The sequence below is a fragment of the Streptomyces taklimakanensis genome (assembly GCF_009709575.1).
GTDB lineage: Bacteria > Actinomycetota > Actinomycetes > Streptomycetales > Streptomycetaceae > Streptomyces > Streptomyces taklimakanensis.
Window position 1 is genome coordinate 4,503,184 of sequence record NZ_WIXO01000001.1, and the last position, 14,853, is coordinate 4,518,036.

Consider the following 14,853-nt stretch of genomic DNA (forward strand, 5'->3'; position numbering starts at 1 on the left):
TTCCGCGGGGCCGTGACGGTCCTTCGGCGGGGAGGGGACACCGACCGGAGGGACGGGGCGGGGCCCGTTCCTCCGGTCGGGTCGGGACCGGCCGTGGCACCGTGGCGGCACGGGGTGGTCCGCCGCTGCCGTGGCGGTCGAATACGAGGGCGGAGTCCTCGCTTCCGCCGGCCCCGTCCGTGACGAGCCCGCGACGGGCCACCCGGATGGCCGTACGATGGCGCGGTGCTGGTCAAGTGGATGCGGTGCACGGTGGTCGACCGCCGGGGCTTCGAACGGGGGCAGCGGAAGTGGGCGGGCCTGCTCGGCGAGCCCGGCTTCCGCGCGCAGGGCGGTGGTTGGAGCCGCTCCCGTCCGGGGGTGGCGCACCTCTTCGGCTTCTGGGAGAGCCGCGCCTTCTACGACTCGTTCATGGCGCGCTCCCACGACCGGCTGGCGGCCGCCCAGAACGGCACCCACAAGGACGCGCAGGTCCGTCTCTTCGAGTACCGCTTCGACGTGAAGGTGGGTTTCGAGCCCCGGTTCGGGGACGCGGACCTGCTCCGGGTGGCTCACTGCAAGGTCCGCCGGGAGCGCGTCGAGCACTACACCCTGATGCAGGAGAAGGTGTGGAACCCGGCGATGGCCGGATCCCCCGGGATGCTGCGCGGAGTGTTCGCCCAGGCACGGTCCGAGGACGAGTTCCTGGTGCTGTCCATGTGGGACTCGGCGGCCGAACACGGTAAGTACCGGACGGAACGCATCGAGCGACTGGCGCTGCGCGCCCAACTCGGAGCCGACGTCGCGGCGGTGGGCGGGGACGTGATCGACGTCGAGCCCGCCTGGACCGTCTGACCCCGGACCGCCGACGGGCACCCGGGACCGCTCGGGCCGTCGGGTCCCGACGCGCGATTGGGCCACCGGTTCGGGGCGCGCCTAGGCTGGACGCATGGCACGACCCCGACGCATCGTCCTGGTCCGGCACGGGGAGTCGGAGGGAAACGTCGACGACTCCGCCTACGAGCGGATCCCCGACCATGCCCTGAGCCTGACCGCGCGGGGGTTCCGGCAGGCCGAGGCCGCGGGCGAGAGGCTGCGGGCGATGTTCGGCGACGAGCACGTCTCGGCGTACGTCTCGCCGTACCGTCGCACCCACCAGACCTTCCGGGCCCTCCGCCTGGATCCGACGCGGGTGCGGATGCGCGAGGAGCCGAGACTGCGCGAGCAGGACTGGGGGAACTGGCAGGACCGCGAGGAGGTGCGGCGCCAGAAGGCGGCCCGGGACGCGTACGGGCACTTCTTCTACCGCTTCGCGCAGGGCGAGTCGGGCGCGGACGTCTACGACCGGGTCGGGGCCTTCCTGGAGAGCCTGTGGCGCAGCTTCGAGTCGTCCGACCACCCGCCGAACGTTCTGCTGGTGACCCATGGGCTGACCATGCGGCTGTTCTGCATGAGGTGGCTGCACTGGACGGTCGCGGAGTTCGAATCGCTCTCCAACCCCGGCAACGGGGAGATCAGGGCGCTGCTGTTGGGCGCGAACGGTCGCTACCACCTCGACCGGCCCTTCGAACGGTGGTGCACCCCCGAGTCGTACGCGGGCCCCTACGCGGGAGAGTCCGGCGAGGGCTACGGTCCGGCCGAGATCAGGGGACGCCCCGCCCGGTGGGGCGTGCGGTGAGGGGGGCGCCGACCCGACCCCCGGAACGCGCCCCGACCGGCGGGGCGTACCCTGGCTGACGCCATGCCGTACGAGCCTCCAACCCACCGCGTCGAACGCTCACTACGGGCCACCACGGGAGCGAAGGTGGTCGCCGGGGTCGACGAGGTGGGCCGTGGGGCCTGGGCCGGGCCCGTCACCGTCTGTGCGGCGGTCACCGGCCTGCGTCGACCGCCCGAGGGGCTCACGGACTCCAAGCTCGTCGCGCCCGGGCGCCGGACCGCCCTCGCCGAGGAACTCGTCGAGTGGGTCACCGCTCACGCCCTGGGGCACGCCTCTGCGCGGGAGATCGACGAGCTGGGCATGACGGCCGCGCTCCGGCTCGCCGCCGTGCGCGCCCTGGAAGCACTGCCGGTACGGCCCGACGCCGTCATCCTCGACGGCAAACACGACTACCTGGGCGCGCCCTGGCGGGTCCGGACGGTGATCAAGGGCGACCAGAGCTGCGTCGCGGTGGCCGCCGCGTCCGTGATCGCCAAAGTACGTCGAGACGCCCTCATGGCGCGTCTGGGGGCCGAGCACGCCGCCTTCGGATTCGAGCGGAACGCCGGCTACCCTTCGCCCGCGCACCGTGCCGCCCTCGCGGAACGGGGACCGACACCGCACCACCGGCTCTCCTGGTCGTACCTGGACGCGCTGCCGCGCTGGCGGCACATGAAGCGGACGCGTCCCGGGCCAACAGAGCAGATCGGCCTCTTCTGAATCGAAACCGCATCTTTTCCCGAACCCGCTGACGAGTTCGGCACAGGCGTTTGATAGACAACAGCCCATGCCGCACAGCTCCAAGGAGCCCAAGATCCACCCCAACGTTCCCGGCCCCCGCGACTCCGCGGGCACCCCCCGGACCTCACAGACTCCCCGTCCCTCCGCACCCGTTCCCGGCCCCAGACCCGGCCCCAGGCCCGCGCCGCCGCGCGCGGACAGCGGCCGCCCCGCCCCGGGCGGGACCGCGCCGGCTCGCACCGCGGTGGCTCCGCGCCCCGCCGCGCGGAAGCGGTCGTCCCCCGAGGAAACGGACCGGAGCGCACCGCAGATCCAACTCGTCACGGCCACCGACGCCACCGCGGTCGAGACCGCCGACGAGACGATCGACGGACTGCTCGACGGAGGCTGCCCGCCCGCCGACATCCTGGTGCTCACCACCGGTGAACCCCACCCGTGGGCCCAGCATGAACTCTCCTTCGGTGAGGACGCCTACTGGAGCCAGCAGACCGACGGCCAGGACGTCTTCTACGCCCACGCGGAGACCACGGACCGTGTCTCGGCCCGCTCCGTCGTCGTGCTCGTCGTCAACGGAGGCACGGACGAGCAGGCCGCCCGGGCGCTGCCCGCGGCGCTCTCCAGGGCGAACACCCGACTGATCGTCTGCGGCGACCCGCAGCGACTGCGCAGCCTGCTCTGAGTGGCTGCGGCCGCTGCCGTCCCGCGGTCCCGTGCGCGGGACCGTGATCCGGAGGACGGGCCGCTCAGCGGGCCGCCGCGCGCCGCGAGGCGCCGTCCGCGGCGGGGCTCCCGTCTCCTGTCCGTCCGCCTCGGTCCGCCGGGGCGAGGCAGGGACGTCGGCCACCGCGGTCCTCGCCGAGCACCCGCCAACCGGTACGGGTCAGGGTGATGTACGCCCCGCACCGCAGGCCGTGCAGGGTACAGGCGTCACGCAGCCCCCACATCCACGCACCGTCCTCCTCCGTCCACCCGGGGGGATCCTCCCGGCAGGACAGCAGCACGGCGGTGCGCACGGGCCTGCGGCGGCGCAGGTCGTGCGGGACGATCCTGCGCAGGTGGGAGAGCAGGACGTTGCGGCACTCCCAGCCGTCGGGTCGGGAGTTGGCCCGGACGAACGAGGCACCGGCGACGATTCGCTCGTCCGGCCCGAGGACCGCCACGACGGTGGTGGCCGGGCCGGGCAGATGGCGGGTGTGCAGGCCGACCACCACCTCGCGCGGACTGCGCAGCAGCGGGATCCCGGCGGACACCCACTCGGCGGGCTCGAGGGCACGGCCGAGGCCGGGCGGAACCTCGGAAGGGGACGGCGTGGCGAAACCGAAGGCCATGGCCCCCTCCTTCCCTCCGTCCACGGATCACACCGATTCTCATCGGTGGGCGCGTCGGTGGCAATGGAGGCCCCCGTCCCGTCGGCCCGATGGTCTCCAGGCCGTGTCAGGCGGCCGCCGCACCGCCCCGCCCACGTCGTTCGCCCCGGCCGTGCCGGCTGCTCCGCGCCCGGTCGGAACCCGCTCCGTCCCGGGGACCGCGCTCCTCGAACGGCGCCGCTTCCGGATCAGCCTCGTACCGCCAGCACCAGTGGCATCACCGCTTCCGCTCCGGCCCGGCGCAGCAGCCGTGCGGCCACCGCCAGGGTCCACCCGGTCTCCGTGAAGTCGTCCACCAGCAACACCGGCCCGCCGCCGGCGATCGCCTCGGCCAACGTCCCGGGCACGGTCAGTGCCCCGTGCAGCGCCCGCAGGCGCTGTGCGCTGTTGCTGCGCGGGACACGGGCGTCCACCGCGTCATCGGAGTACTCCACGGTGCCCAGCAGCGGTATACGGCCCACCGCGGCGATCCGCTCCCCCAGGGACCGGACCAACAGCGGCCTGGTCCGGGAGGCGACCGTCACCACTCCCACCGGCCGAGCCGGGGCCTCCGGTCGGCCGGAAGCCCAACCACCGGGGCCCTTGGCCCAGTCGGCGAGCACCGCGACGACGGCGTCGGCCACGTCGTCCGGCACCCGACCGTCCGGAGCCCCTTGTTCCAGCAGGGGCCGCAGCCGGTTGCCCCAGCCGATGTCCGAGAGCCGTCCGAGAGCCCTGCCGGGGGCGGCCTGCTCACCCGGCGGGATGCGGCCCTTGAGCTCCAGGCCGACCGAGGGCAGCCCCGTCGGCCACATCCGGCGGGGTTCCACCTCCACGCCGGGGCGGCCCAGTTCCCCGCGGGCGGCCTCCAGGGCCGCGGGATCCACCTCCGGGGTGAAACGGGGCCCCGCGCAGTTGTCGCAGCGGCCGCAGGGTGCCGCGCCCTCGTCGTCCAGTTGCCGCCGCAGGAACTCCATCCGGCACTCCGCGGTGGCCGCGTACTCCTTCATGGCCCGCTGCTCGGCCTCCCGCTGCCGCGCCACCCAGTCGTACCGCTCGCGGTCGTAGGACCACGGGGCGCCGGTGGCGACCCATCCGCCGCGCACCCGTCGCACCGCCCCGTCCACGTCGAGGACCTTGAGCATCGTCTCCAACCGCGACCGGCGCAGCTCCACCAGGGGCTCCAGGGCCGGCAGGGACAGGGGACGGTCGGACGCGGCCAGCACCTCCAGGGTGCGACGCACCTGCTCCTCGGCGGGGAAGGCCAGGGACGCGAAGTAACGCCAGATCGCCTCGTCCTCCGGCCCGGGCAGCAGCAGCACGTCCGCGTGCTCCACACCGCGCCCGGCACGGCCCACCTGTTGGTAGTAGGCGATGGGGGAGGAGGGGGAGCCGAGGTGGACCACGAAGCCCAGATCCGGTTTGTCGAACCCCATGCCCAGCGCGGAGGTGGCCACCAGCGCCTTGACCCGGTTGTCGAGCAGATCGGCCTCCGCGGCCTCCCGGTCGGCGTTCTCGGTCCGACCGGTGTAGGCGGCCACCGCGTGCCCACGCTGCCGCAGGAACGCCGCCACCTCCTCGGCCGCCGCCACCGTCAGGGTGTAGACGATCCCCGAGCCCGGCAGTTCGTTCAGGTGGCCGTCGAGCCAGGCCAACCGGTGCGCCGCGTCCGGCAGGCGCAGCACCCCCAGGCTGAGGCTCTCGCGTTCCAGGGGGCCACGCAGCACGAGGGCGTCCGGGGTGTCGCCGCCGGTGCCCAACTGCTCGGCCACGTCGGCCGTCACCCGGGCGTTGGCCGTGGCGGTGGTGGCCAGCACCGGGACGCCGGGAGGGAGATCGGCGAGCATCGTGCGCAACCGCCGGTAGTCGGGCCGGAAGTCGTGGCCCCAGTCGGAGATGCAGTGCGCCTCGTCGACCACCAACAGACCGGTCGTGGCGGCCAGCTCGGGCAGTACCCCGTCGCGGAAGTCGGGGTTGTTGAGCCGCTCGGGACTCACCAACAGCACGTCCACCTCGCCCGAGGCCACCTCGAGGCGGACCGCCTCCCATTCCTCGGGGTTGGCGGAGTTGATCGTGCGCGCGCGGATGCCGGCCCGCTCCGCCGCGTCGATCTGGTTGCGCATCAGGGCCAACAGCGGGGAGACGATCACCGTCGGTCCACTGCCACGCTCGCGCAGCAGCGCGGTCGCGACGAAGTACACCGCGGACTTCCCCCACCCGGTGCGCTGGACCACCAGGGTCCGGCGGCGCTCCACCACCAGCGCCTCGACGGCCCGCCACTGGTCGACGCGCAGCCGCGCGGTGCCGCCGGCGTCACCGACGAGGCGGGACAGTACGGCGTCGGCCGCGGCACGCAGATTCTCCTCGCTCATACGCCCATGCAACCCGATCGCACCGACATCGCGCGAACGGGCCTGTGGAGAAGACGGTATTCGTATGATCAGTACGACCATCGGCGCTGCCTGTGGACAACGGCGCCCGGCGCACCGCCCTCCCGGGGCACTGTCGGGGCATGACACAGCACAGCGAATCCGCTCCGCAGCAGCCCGCCCGGATCACCCTGCGCGGCCCGGCCGAACTGATCGACTCGCTCCCGTACCTGCTCGGCTACCACCCCGACGACTCGATCGTCCTGGTCGGCCTCCACGGCCCGAACGGACGCTTCGGCGGCCGGCTCAGGGTGGGGATCCCCGCCGGCGAGGAAGGTTGGTCCGAGCTCGCCGAGCAGCTCGCGGAGTGCCTGCGCGACAGCAGCGTCGAACGGGTCGGCCGTCCCGACGGAGCCCTCGTCTTCCTGTACCGGGACCCGACCGAAGGCGCCGACGGCCGGGCCGTCATGGAGCGGCTCAGGCCGCTCGCCCAGCGGCTGCGGACCGCCTGCGGGGCGCTGGAGATGCCCGTCTACGAGGCGTTGTGCGTCTCGAACGGCAGGTACTGGTCCTACTGCTGCCCCGACACCCGGTGCTGCCCCGCCGACGGCGTTCCGCTCGATCCTCCCGGAACGTCCGCCATGGCGGCGGCGGCCGCGTACGCCGGGTTGCGAGTGGAGGGGACGTTGCGGGAACTGGAGGCCAGGGTGGCGCCGCTCGGTCCACCGGTCGCCGAACCACAGGAACGGGCGCTCGACACCGCGGGTGCCGCCTTGGTGCCCCGGATGCTCGGTGAGGACGACCGGGAGGCGGTGCGCACGGAGACCCTCACGCTCGTCCGCCGGCTGCTCGAGCGCTACCGGGCGGCCCCACCCGTGGACCCGCGGAAGGGGCCGTCCCGGGCGGACGCCCGGGACGACGCGCTCGTCTCCCACGGGGAGGCCGCCACACTGATCCTGGGCCTCCAGGACAGGGTCACCCGGGACAGGGCGGCGGAGTGGATGGAAGGAGGGGACGCCGGGCCCGCGCTGCGGCTGTGGCGCTCCCTGGCGCGGCGGTGCGTCGGCGCCTACGGGGAGCACGCCGCCGCCCCGCTCACCCTGGCGGGATGGGTCGCGTGGTCCAGCGGCGACGAACCCGGCGCACGGGTGGCGCTGGGGCGCGCTCTGGAACTCGACCCCGAGTACGTCTTCGCGCGGTTGCTGCACAGCGCGTGCAACAGCGGTCTCGATCCCGAACCGTTGAGGGAGTGCCTGCGCAGGCAACGGGCGGCGCACGGCTCCGGGCCCGCGGCGATCCGTGGCTGACCGGCTCAGCCGACACCCCTGTTTATCGTCAGGCAGACGACTATGATCACGGCATGCCCTACGACCCGTCGGCCTTCCCGCCCTTCGCCGTCACCGTCGACCTGGTCGTGCTCACCGTGCGCGGGCACGCGCTGTGCGCGTTGGTCGTACGCCGCGGCGAGTCGCCGTACCGGGGGCGGTGGGCGCTGCCGGGAGGCTTCGTACGCATCGACGAGGACCTCGAAGCGGCAGCCGCCCGGGAACTCGCCGAGGAGACCGGGTTGCACGCACAGGGGTCGGACGAGCCGCATGGCGGGGTCCACCTCGAACAACTGGCGACCTACGGCGATCCGCGGCGTGACCCGCGTATGCGGGTGGTCAGCGTCGCCTACCTGGTGCTCGCCCCGGACTTGCCGACTCCCACGGCCGGAGGGGACGCGCACAGCGTGCGCTGGGCCCCGGTGGACACCCTCGTCGCGGCCGGTGACGAGCACGGCGGAGAAGGGAAACGCCCCGATCCCCTCGCCTTCGACCACGGTCGGATCCTCGCGGACGGGGTGGAGCGGGCTCGTTCGAAAATCGAATACTCCTCGCTCGCCACCGCCTTCTGCCCTCCCGAGTTCACGGTGGGGGAGCTTCGACGGGTGTACGAGGTGGTGTGGGGGGTCGCCCTCGACCCCCGCAACTTCCACCGCAAGGTCACCGGCACTCCCGGCTTCCTGGTGCCCACGGGCGGTACCACCACCCGCCAGGGGGGCCGGCCCGCACAGCTGTTCCGGGCCGGAGGCGCCACGTTGCTGAACCCCCCGATGCTGCGACCGGAGATCTGATTTCCGGCCGGATCCGGGGGAGGGGGCGCCGAACGTCGGCCCGCGAACGCGTGGGGCGGTCGGACGGTGGGCGCGGCCTGGCGCCTTACGTTCGTCGGCTTCCTCCGGTCGGCCCGCGGCACTCCACCACCCGTGGCGTCGGTCAGGTGTCCCAACTCTCGCACGCACCAGATCGGAAGACCGTTTCTTTCCGATAAGGCGTCAATTGCGTAGAGGTCGCCGATCACCCTTTCGTGTGCTTTTCACCAAAGCCCTCAAGGCCGTCCGGAGCACCGCCGACAAAGGATGCGTGACTACCCTTGCGCACACCATGATGACCTCGGCTCGCTCCGCCGACTCCGGCCTCACGGGTCCGGGCGAGCCGGACCGTTACGCCTATGCCGAGTCGACCGGCGCGGTCCGTGCCACCAGCGTCTCCGCCTGGGACGGCGGCGAAGCGGACATGGCGCGGGCCGGGCGCCGCGCCGCCGGGAACCGGGGGCGCGGGCTGCACGGCCAACTCGTCCAACAACTCGGCCAGATGATCGTTTCCGGGGATCTCGGCGCCGACCGCCCCCTGGTGCCCGAGGAGATCGGCCAACGCTTCGAGGTGTCCCGCACCGTCGTCCGCGAGTCGCTCCGGGTCCTTGAGGCCAAAGGCCTGGTCAGCGCACGCCCCAATGTCGGTACGCGGGTGCGCCCGGTCGGCGACTGGAACCTCCTCGACCCGGACATCATCGAGTGGCGCGCCTTCGGTCCGCAGCGAGAGGACCAGCGCCGCGAACTGTGCGAGCTGCGCTGGGCGATCGAGCCCCTGGCCGCCCGCCTCGCAGCGGAACACGGCCGCGACGAGATCCACCAGCGTCTCGCCGACATGGTCGAGATCATGGGGCACACGCTCGCCCAGGGGGACGCCCTGACCTTCTCCCGGGCGGACGCGGAGTTCCATGCCCTGCTCCTCCAGGCCGGCGGCAACCGGATGTTGGAACACCTGTCCGGGATCGTCGCCGCGGCCCTCCAGGTCTCCGGGGCGGCCTCGGTCGGGTGCGAACGCCCGACCGAGGCCCTGGTGGCCCACCACCGGAGGATCGCCGACGCCGTCGCCTCCGGGGAGGGCGCCGCCGCCGAGAGCGCGGTGCGCCAGGCGTTGGCCGTCTCCTCCCCCGCCGAGGCCACCGTGTCCGCGACCGCCGGAACTCCCGCGACCGCCTCCGTCCCCTCCACACCCGGGACGGCCGACGCTCCCGACCGTGTGGTGCCTCCCCCTCGCGAGCACTGAGGGGTAGGCGCCGACCGCGCGCACGGTGTCGCCGGACCCCGCCCGGGGCGGGGTCCGGCGACACCGTCCGGCTCCGCGATCCACCTCTGTCGTACTCGCCGCACCGGACCGTCCATCGGGGGAAGAGAACACTTTGAAGACGATCTGGTCGCATATGTCCTGTGACTCGGGACACTCCGATTGGGCGTAACGCTTCGCGTGGCAGCGCGATGACTCAAGAGGTGGCAGCCACTGGGGAATACGGACGCCGTGCCCGGCGCTGTACTCTCCCCCGTCGCTCCGCCCGAGCCGCCGGTCATCCCCGCCGGGGCTTGCAGGCCCCGGATCCGCCACGGGCGGGGCCGAAGCCGTTTCCATCGTTCCGAGAGGTTGTTCGTGTCGGCCAGCACATCCCGTACGCTCCCTGCGGAGATCGCCGAGTCCGCGTCTGTGATGGCGCTCATTGAGCGGGGAAAGGCCGAGGGGCAGATCGCCGGCGACGATGTGCGTCGGGCCTTCGAGGCTGACCAGATTCCGCAGACCCAGTGGAAGAACGTTCTGCGCAGCCTCAACCAGATCCTCGACGAGGAGGGGGTGACGCTGGTGGTGAGCGCCGCGGAGGCACCCAAGCGCACCCGCAAGAGCGTCGCGGCGAAGGCCCCGGCCAAGCGCACCGCCACCAGGACGGTCACAGCCCGCAAGGCCACCGCCAAGAAGGCCGTCGCGGAGCCGGAGCCCCGCTCCGGGAGCGCGGAGGAAACCGCGGAGGAGACTCCGGCGAAGCCCGCGAAGAAGGCGACGGCGAAGAAGGCCACCGCCAAGAAGACCACCGCCAAGAAGGCGACGGCGAAGAAGACCGCCGCCAAGAAGACCACCGCCAAGAAGAGCGACGTCGACGAGCTGCTCGAGGGTGGCGACGACGTGCTCGTCGACGAGCCTCCGCTGAAGGGCGGCAAGGTCGTCGAGGAGCCGGCCGTCGAGCCCAAGAACGAGAACGAGGGTTTCGTCCTGTCGGACGAGGACGAGGACGACGCCCCCGCCCAGCAGGTGGCCGCCGCCGGTGCCACCGCGGACCCGGTCAAGGACTACCTCAAACAGATCGGCAAGGTCCCCCTGCTCAACGCCGAGCAGGAGGTGGAACTGGCCAAGCGCATCGAGGCCGGTCTCTTCGCCGAGGACAAGCTCGCCAACAGCGACAAGCTCGCCCCCAAGCTCAAGCGCGAGCTGGAGATCATCGCCGAGGACGGCCGCCGGGCCAAGAACCACCTCCTGGAGGCCAACCTCCGTCTGGTGGTCTCCCTGGCCAAGCGGTACACCGGTCGCGGCATGCTCTTCCTGGACCTGATCCAGGAGGGCAATCTGGGACTCATCCGCGCGGTCGAGAAGTTCGACTACACCAAGGGTTACAAGTTCTCCACCTACGCCACCTGGTGGATTCGCCAGGCCATCACCCGCGCCATGGCCGACCAGGCTCGCACCATCCGCATCCCGGTGCACATGGTCGAGGTGATCAACAAGCTCGCACGCGTCCAGCGCCAGATGCTCCAGGACCTGGGCCGCGAGCCCACCCCGGAGGAGCTGGCCAAGGAACTCGACATGACCCCCGAGAAGGTCGTCGAGGTCCAGAAGTACGGTCGTGAGCCGATCTCCCTGCACACCCCCCTGGGTGAGGACGGCGACAGCGAGTTCGGTGATCTCATCGAGGACTCCGAGGCGGTCGTCCCGGCGGACGCGGTCAGCTTCACCCTCCTGCAGGAACAGCTCCACTCCGTGCTCGACACGCTCAGCGAGCGTGAGGCGGGCGTGGTCTCGATGCGCTTCGGCCTCACCGACGGCCAGCCCAAGACCCTGGACGAGATCGGCAAGGTCTACGGTGTGACCCGTGAGCGGATCCGCCAGATCGAGTCCAAGACGATGTCGAAGCTGCGCCACCCCTCCCGTTCCCAGGTTCTGCGGGACTACCTCGACTGATCCGACCGACGGGTCGATCCACGTGCCGGAGGCCGGGCTCCTCGCCGGGAGCCCGGCCTCCGGCACGCGGGGGGCGGTACCGGCTCGGGATGCGGGAAACGCCCGCATGGCTCACCCTGGGATGGGCCGGGCCGGGCGGCGGTGCCGACCGCCGGGCCGTCCGTGTCCTCACGCGTCACAGGGTCGGGAGGCTTTGTGTGTCGGTCGTGGTCGTCTCCCGCGCCGCGACGGGGTGTCGCCCCGTTCCACGAGCCACCGCGCCCCCGGAGGCGTGAGGAGGCCGCGAACGCAAAAAGCCCCGGCACCGGACGGTGCCAGGGGAAAGTGTCCGCGCCGACGGAGAGTCGATCGGAACGGGCGGCCACCCTCTGTGGGAGGGCGACCGCCCGTCGCGTCCGGCCCTGGGCCGGTCCGAGCTCGTCGGAGTCGGATACGGGACGCGGTCGCCGCCGAGGCGGCGGGTCGGCCGTCAGCGCTCGCTGTCGCCCGCGGTACCGGGAGCGGCGTTGAGCCGCTCCGTCTCGTCCTGTATCTCCGCGGCGATCTTCTTGAGTTCCGGCTCGAACTTGCGGCCGTGGTGGGCGCAGAACAGCAGCTCCCCACCGCTGACGAGCACCACACGCAGGTATGCCTGGGCGCCGCAGCGGTCGCAGCGGTCAGCGGCCGTCAGCGGGCTCGCGGGGGTCAGAACAGTAGTCACGTCGCCTCTTCTCTAGCTCGACGAGCTGTCGTACCAGGGTCAACATCCAACCAGGCCGAAAACGTTCCCGCTCGTGGCTTTTCCTCGAAAAACTCTCTGTGAGGTGGCTGACATGTTGCCGGTTTGGCGGCGAATGAGCCGTTTACAGAGATTTTTTGATCTTTTCTGTCGTCATGCCGTCTGTTCGGTTGTCTCCTCCGGGGCCGGTGTCCCGGTCTTGTTCCTGAGGACGTGCCCGGAGCCTAGATGGTTCATGCCCGGAAGGGAACGTGATGTACACGTCACCCGGACGAGTTATCGAACGCGTGGTCGACTCTGGTCTAGCATGGAGCTTCTCCTGGGTGGCTTCACCTGGCCTCTCCATGGCCTCGGTACCCTCTGACCCGCAAGACAGCCATCCCCAGCGAAATTCAGCGAGGAGCGAACCGCGTGACCGCCGAGACTCCCCTGGCCTCCGGCAGGGGAAACCCCATGCCGTCCACCGCCCTGCTCACCGGTGCGGACCGTGACGGCTCCAACTACACCGCGCGGCACCTGCTCGTCCTCGAAGGGCTGGAGGCGGTGCGCAAGCGGCCCGGCATGTACATCGGCTCGACCGACAGCCGGGGCCTCATGCACTGCCTCTGGGAGATCATCGACAACTCCGTCGACGAGGCGCTCGGAGGGCACTGCGACCACATCGAGGTGGTCCTCCACGAGGACGGCTCGGTCGAGGTGCGGGACAACGGCCGCGGCATCCCCGTCGACGTCGAGCCCAAGACGGGCCTGTCCGGCGTCGAGGTCGTGATGACCAAGCTGCATGCCGGCGGCAAGTTCGGCGGCGGATCGTACGCCGCCTCCGGCGGCCTGCACGGTGTCGGCGCCTCCGTCGTCAACGCCCTGTCCGCCCGGCTCGACGTCGAGGTCGACCGCGGTGGCCGTACCCACTCCATCAGCTTCCGGCGCGGGGTCCCCGGCATCTTCACCGAGTCCGGCCCCGACGCCCCCTTCGATCCGGCGAGCGGTCTGCGCAAGGACAAGAAGATTCCCAAGAGCCGGACGGGCACCCGGGTGCGGTACTGGGCCGACCGGCAGATCTTCCTGAAGGACGCCCGGCTCTCCCTGGAGAACCTGCACGCCCGCGCCCGCCAGACGGCCTTCCTGGTGCCCGGCCTGACGATCGTCGTCCGCGACGAGCGCGGGATCGACGGCGCCCCGCCCGTCGAGGAGGTCTTCCACTACGACGGCGGGATCAGCGAGTTCTGCGAGTTCCTCGCCCAGGACAGGCCGATCTGCGACGTGCTGCGCCTGACGGGCCAGGGCACCTTCAAGGAGACCGTCCCCGTCCTGGACGAGCGCGGTCACATGATCCCCACCGAGGTCACCCGCGAACTGGGGGTGGACGTCGCGCTGCGCTGGGGCACGGGCTACGACACCACCGTCAGGTCGTTCGTCAACATCATCGCCACGCCCAAGGGCGGCACCCACGTCGCCGGCTTCGAGCGGGCGGTGACCCGGACGGTGAACGAGGTGCTGCGCTCCACCAAGCTGTTGCGCGTCGCCGAGGACGACATCGTCAAGGACGACGCTCTGGAGGGCATGACGGCGGTCGTCACCGTACGGCTGGCCGAACCGCAGTTCGAGGGGCAGACCAAGGAGGTCCTGGGTACCTCGGCGGCCTCCCGCATCGTCGCCCAGGTCGTCTCCAAGGAGCTCAAGGCGTTCCTGACCTCCACCAAGCGCGACGCCAAGCAGCAGGCCCGCGCGGTGCTGGAGAAGGCCGTCGCCGCGGCCCGCACCCGTATCGCCGCCCGCCAGCACAAGGAGGCGCAGCGCCGCAAGACGGCCCTGGAGTCCTCCTCCCTCCCGGCCAAGCTCGCCGACTGCCGCAGCGACGACGTCGAGCGCAGCGAGTTGTTCATCGTGGAGGGCGATTCGGCGCTGGGCACCGCCAAGCTCGCTCGGAACTCGGAGTTCCAGGCGCTGTTGCCGATTCGCGGCAAGATCCTCAACGTTCAGAAGTCGTCCGTCTCGGACATGCTGAAGAACGCCGAGTGCGGCGCGATCATCCAGGTCATAGGAGCGGGGTCCGGCCGGACCTTCGACATCGACCAGGCGCGTTACGGCAAGGTGATCTTCCTGGCCGACGCCGACGTCGACGGCGCGCACATCCGCTGCCTGCTGCTGACGCTCTTCCAGCGCTACATGCGTCCGATGGTCGAACAGGGACGCGTCTTCTCCGCGGTGCCGCCGTTGCACCGGATCGAGTTGATCAACCCCAAGCGGGGACAGAGCAAGTACCTGTACACCTACTCCGACAACGAGCTGCGTCAGACCCTGCTGGAGCTCCAGAGCAAGAGGATCCGCTACAAGGAGTCCATCCAGCGCTACAAGGGCCTGGGCGAGATGGACGCCGACCAGTTGGCGGAGACGACGATGGACCCGCGTCACCGCACCCTGCGACGCATCAACATCAGCGACCTGGAGGCCGCCGAGAAGACCTTCGACCTGCTGATGGGCAACGAGGTCGCGCCCCGCAAGGAGTTCATCACCACCTCGGCGGCGACGCTGGACCGGTCCCGGATCGACGTCTGAGCGGACGCGTCCCGGTCCGTCGCCCGGCGTCGGACCGTGACCCGTGTCCGTGCCCGTGCCCGTCCCGGAGGAACCGACCGGGGCGGGCACGGGGCGCGGGGAAGGGCCCCACCCGCCCGGC

12 protein-coding genes are annotated in these 14,853 nt (G+C 71.6%); 9 read left to right on the plus strand and 3 right to left on the minus strand.

The window, feature by feature from the left end; translation table 11 throughout:
- Nucleotides 1–225 precede the first annotated feature (225 nt).
- From F0L17_RS19965 to F0L17_RS19980, 4 genes are all read left to right on the plus strand, one after another.
- A complete protein-coding gene (locus F0L17_RS19965; protein WP_162466469.1) occupies nt 226–834 on the plus strand; it encodes a DUF4937 domain-containing protein in 609 nt (202 codons plus the stop codon).
- Nucleotides 835–928: 94 nt separating this feature from the next.
- Nucleotides 929–1,657 (plus strand): histidine phosphatase family protein, encoded by a 729-nt coding sequence (locus tag F0L17_RS19970; protein WP_155072125.1) that lies wholly within the window; start codon nt 929–931, stop codon nt 1,655–1,657.
- A 63-nt stretch (nt 1,658–1,720) separates the two neighbouring features.
- On the plus strand, nt 1,721–2,398 hold the full coding sequence (locus F0L17_RS19975) for a ribonuclease HII (RefSeq protein ID WP_155072126.1): 678 nt from the start codon (nt 1,721–1,723) through the stop codon (nt 2,396–2,398).
- Nucleotides 2,399–2,465: 67 nt separating this feature from the next.
- Complete coding sequence (locus F0L17_RS19980; protein ID WP_155072127.1) at nt 2,466–3,098, plus strand: hypothetical protein; 633 nt, start codon at nt 2,466–2,468, stop codon at nt 3,096–3,098.
- 64 nt (nt 3,099–3,162) lie between these two features.
- On the opposite strand, the gene F0L17_RS19985 is transcribed toward F0L17_RS19980, so the two are convergent.
- Nucleotides 3,163–3,747, minus strand: coding sequence for a hypothetical protein (locus F0L17_RS19985; protein ID WP_238419465.1), 585 nt, complete (start codon nt 3,745–3,747; stop codon nt 3,163–3,165).
- A gap of 227 nt (nt 3,748–3,974) precedes the next feature.
- Nucleotides 3,975–6,137, minus strand: a complete 2,163-nt coding sequence (locus tag F0L17_RS19990; protein WP_155072128.1) for a RecQ family ATP-dependent DNA helicase — start codon at nt 6,135–6,137, stop codon at nt 3,975–3,977.
- 140 nt (nt 6,138–6,277) lie between these two features.
- Between F0L17_RS19990 and F0L17_RS19995 the strand changes: the two genes are divergently transcribed.
- From F0L17_RS19995 to F0L17_RS20010, 4 genes are all read left to right on the plus strand, one after another.
- Complete coding sequence (locus F0L17_RS19995; protein ID WP_155072129.1) at nt 6,278–7,441, plus strand: DUF4192 domain-containing protein; 1,164 nt, start codon at nt 6,278–6,280, stop codon at nt 7,439–7,441.
- A gap of 53 nt (nt 7,442–7,494) precedes the next feature.
- The gene (locus F0L17_RS20000) at nt 7,495–8,250 is read left to right on the plus strand and encodes an NUDIX hydrolase (protein WP_155072130.1); all 756 of its coding nucleotides are present in this window, start codon (nt 7,495–7,497) and stop codon (nt 8,248–8,250) included.
- Nucleotides 8,251–8,485: 235 nt separating this feature from the next.
- Nucleotides 8,486–9,508 (plus strand): FadR/GntR family transcriptional regulator, encoded by a 1,023-nt coding sequence (locus F0L17_RS20005; RefSeq protein ID WP_338018148.1) that lies wholly within the window; start codon nt 8,486–8,488, stop codon nt 9,506–9,508.
- Between the two features lie 375 nt (nt 9,509–9,883).
- Nucleotides 9,884–11,458: an RNA polymerase sigma factor gene (locus tag F0L17_RS20010; RefSeq protein WP_338018149.1), complete on the plus strand. Its 1,575-nt coding sequence runs from the start codon at nt 9,884–9,886 to the stop codon at nt 11,456–11,458.
- 469 nt (nt 11,459–11,927) lie between these two features.
- On the opposite strand, the gene F0L17_RS20015 is transcribed toward F0L17_RS20010, so the two are convergent.
- Nucleotides 11,928–12,158, minus strand: a complete 231-nt coding sequence (locus tag F0L17_RS20015; RefSeq protein WP_162466470.1) for a DUF7455 domain-containing protein — start codon at nt 12,156–12,158, stop codon at nt 11,928–11,930.
- 471 nt (nt 12,159–12,629) lie between these two features.
- On the opposite strand from F0L17_RS20015, the gene F0L17_RS20020 reads away from it, so the two are divergent.
- On the plus strand, nt 12,630–14,732 hold the full coding sequence (locus F0L17_RS20020) for a DNA gyrase/topoisomerase IV subunit B (RefSeq protein WP_155073912.1): 2,103 nt from the start codon (nt 12,630–12,632) through the stop codon (nt 14,730–14,732).
- Nucleotides 14,733–14,853: the final 121 nt, after the last annotated feature.

Bases quoted from the DNA above. Each gene is read 5' to 3' on its own strand.
- F0L17_RS19995 (WP_155072129.1), top strand. From the start codon at position 6,278: ATGACACAGCACAGCGAATCCGCTCCGCAGCAGCCCGCCCGGATCACC.
- F0L17_RS19975 (WP_155072126.1), top strand. From the start codon at position 1,721: ATGCCGTACGAGCCTCCAACCCACCGCGTCGAACGCTCACTACGGGCC.
- F0L17_RS20020 (WP_155073912.1), top strand. From the start codon at position 12,630: ATGCCGTCCACCGCCCTGCTCACCGGTGCGGACCGTGACGGCTCCAAC.
- F0L17_RS19985 (WP_238419465.1), bottom strand. From the start codon at position 3,747: ATGGCCTTCGGTTTCGCCACGCCGTCCCCTTCCGAGGTTCCGCCCGGC.
- F0L17_RS19980 (WP_155072127.1), top strand. From the start codon at position 2,466: ATGCCGCACAGCTCCAAGGAGCCCAAGATCCACCCCAACGTTCCCGGC.
- F0L17_RS19990 (WP_155072128.1), bottom strand. From the start codon at position 6,137: ATGAGCGAGGAGAATCTGCGTGCCGCGGCCGACGCCGTACTGTCCCGC.
- F0L17_RS19970 (WP_155072125.1), top strand. From the start codon at position 929: ATGGCACGACCCCGACGCATCGTCCTGGTCCGGCACGGGGAGTCGGAG.
- F0L17_RS20000 (WP_155072130.1), top strand. From the start codon at position 7,495: ATGCCCTACGACCCGTCGGCCTTCCCGCCCTTCGCCGTCACCGTCGAC.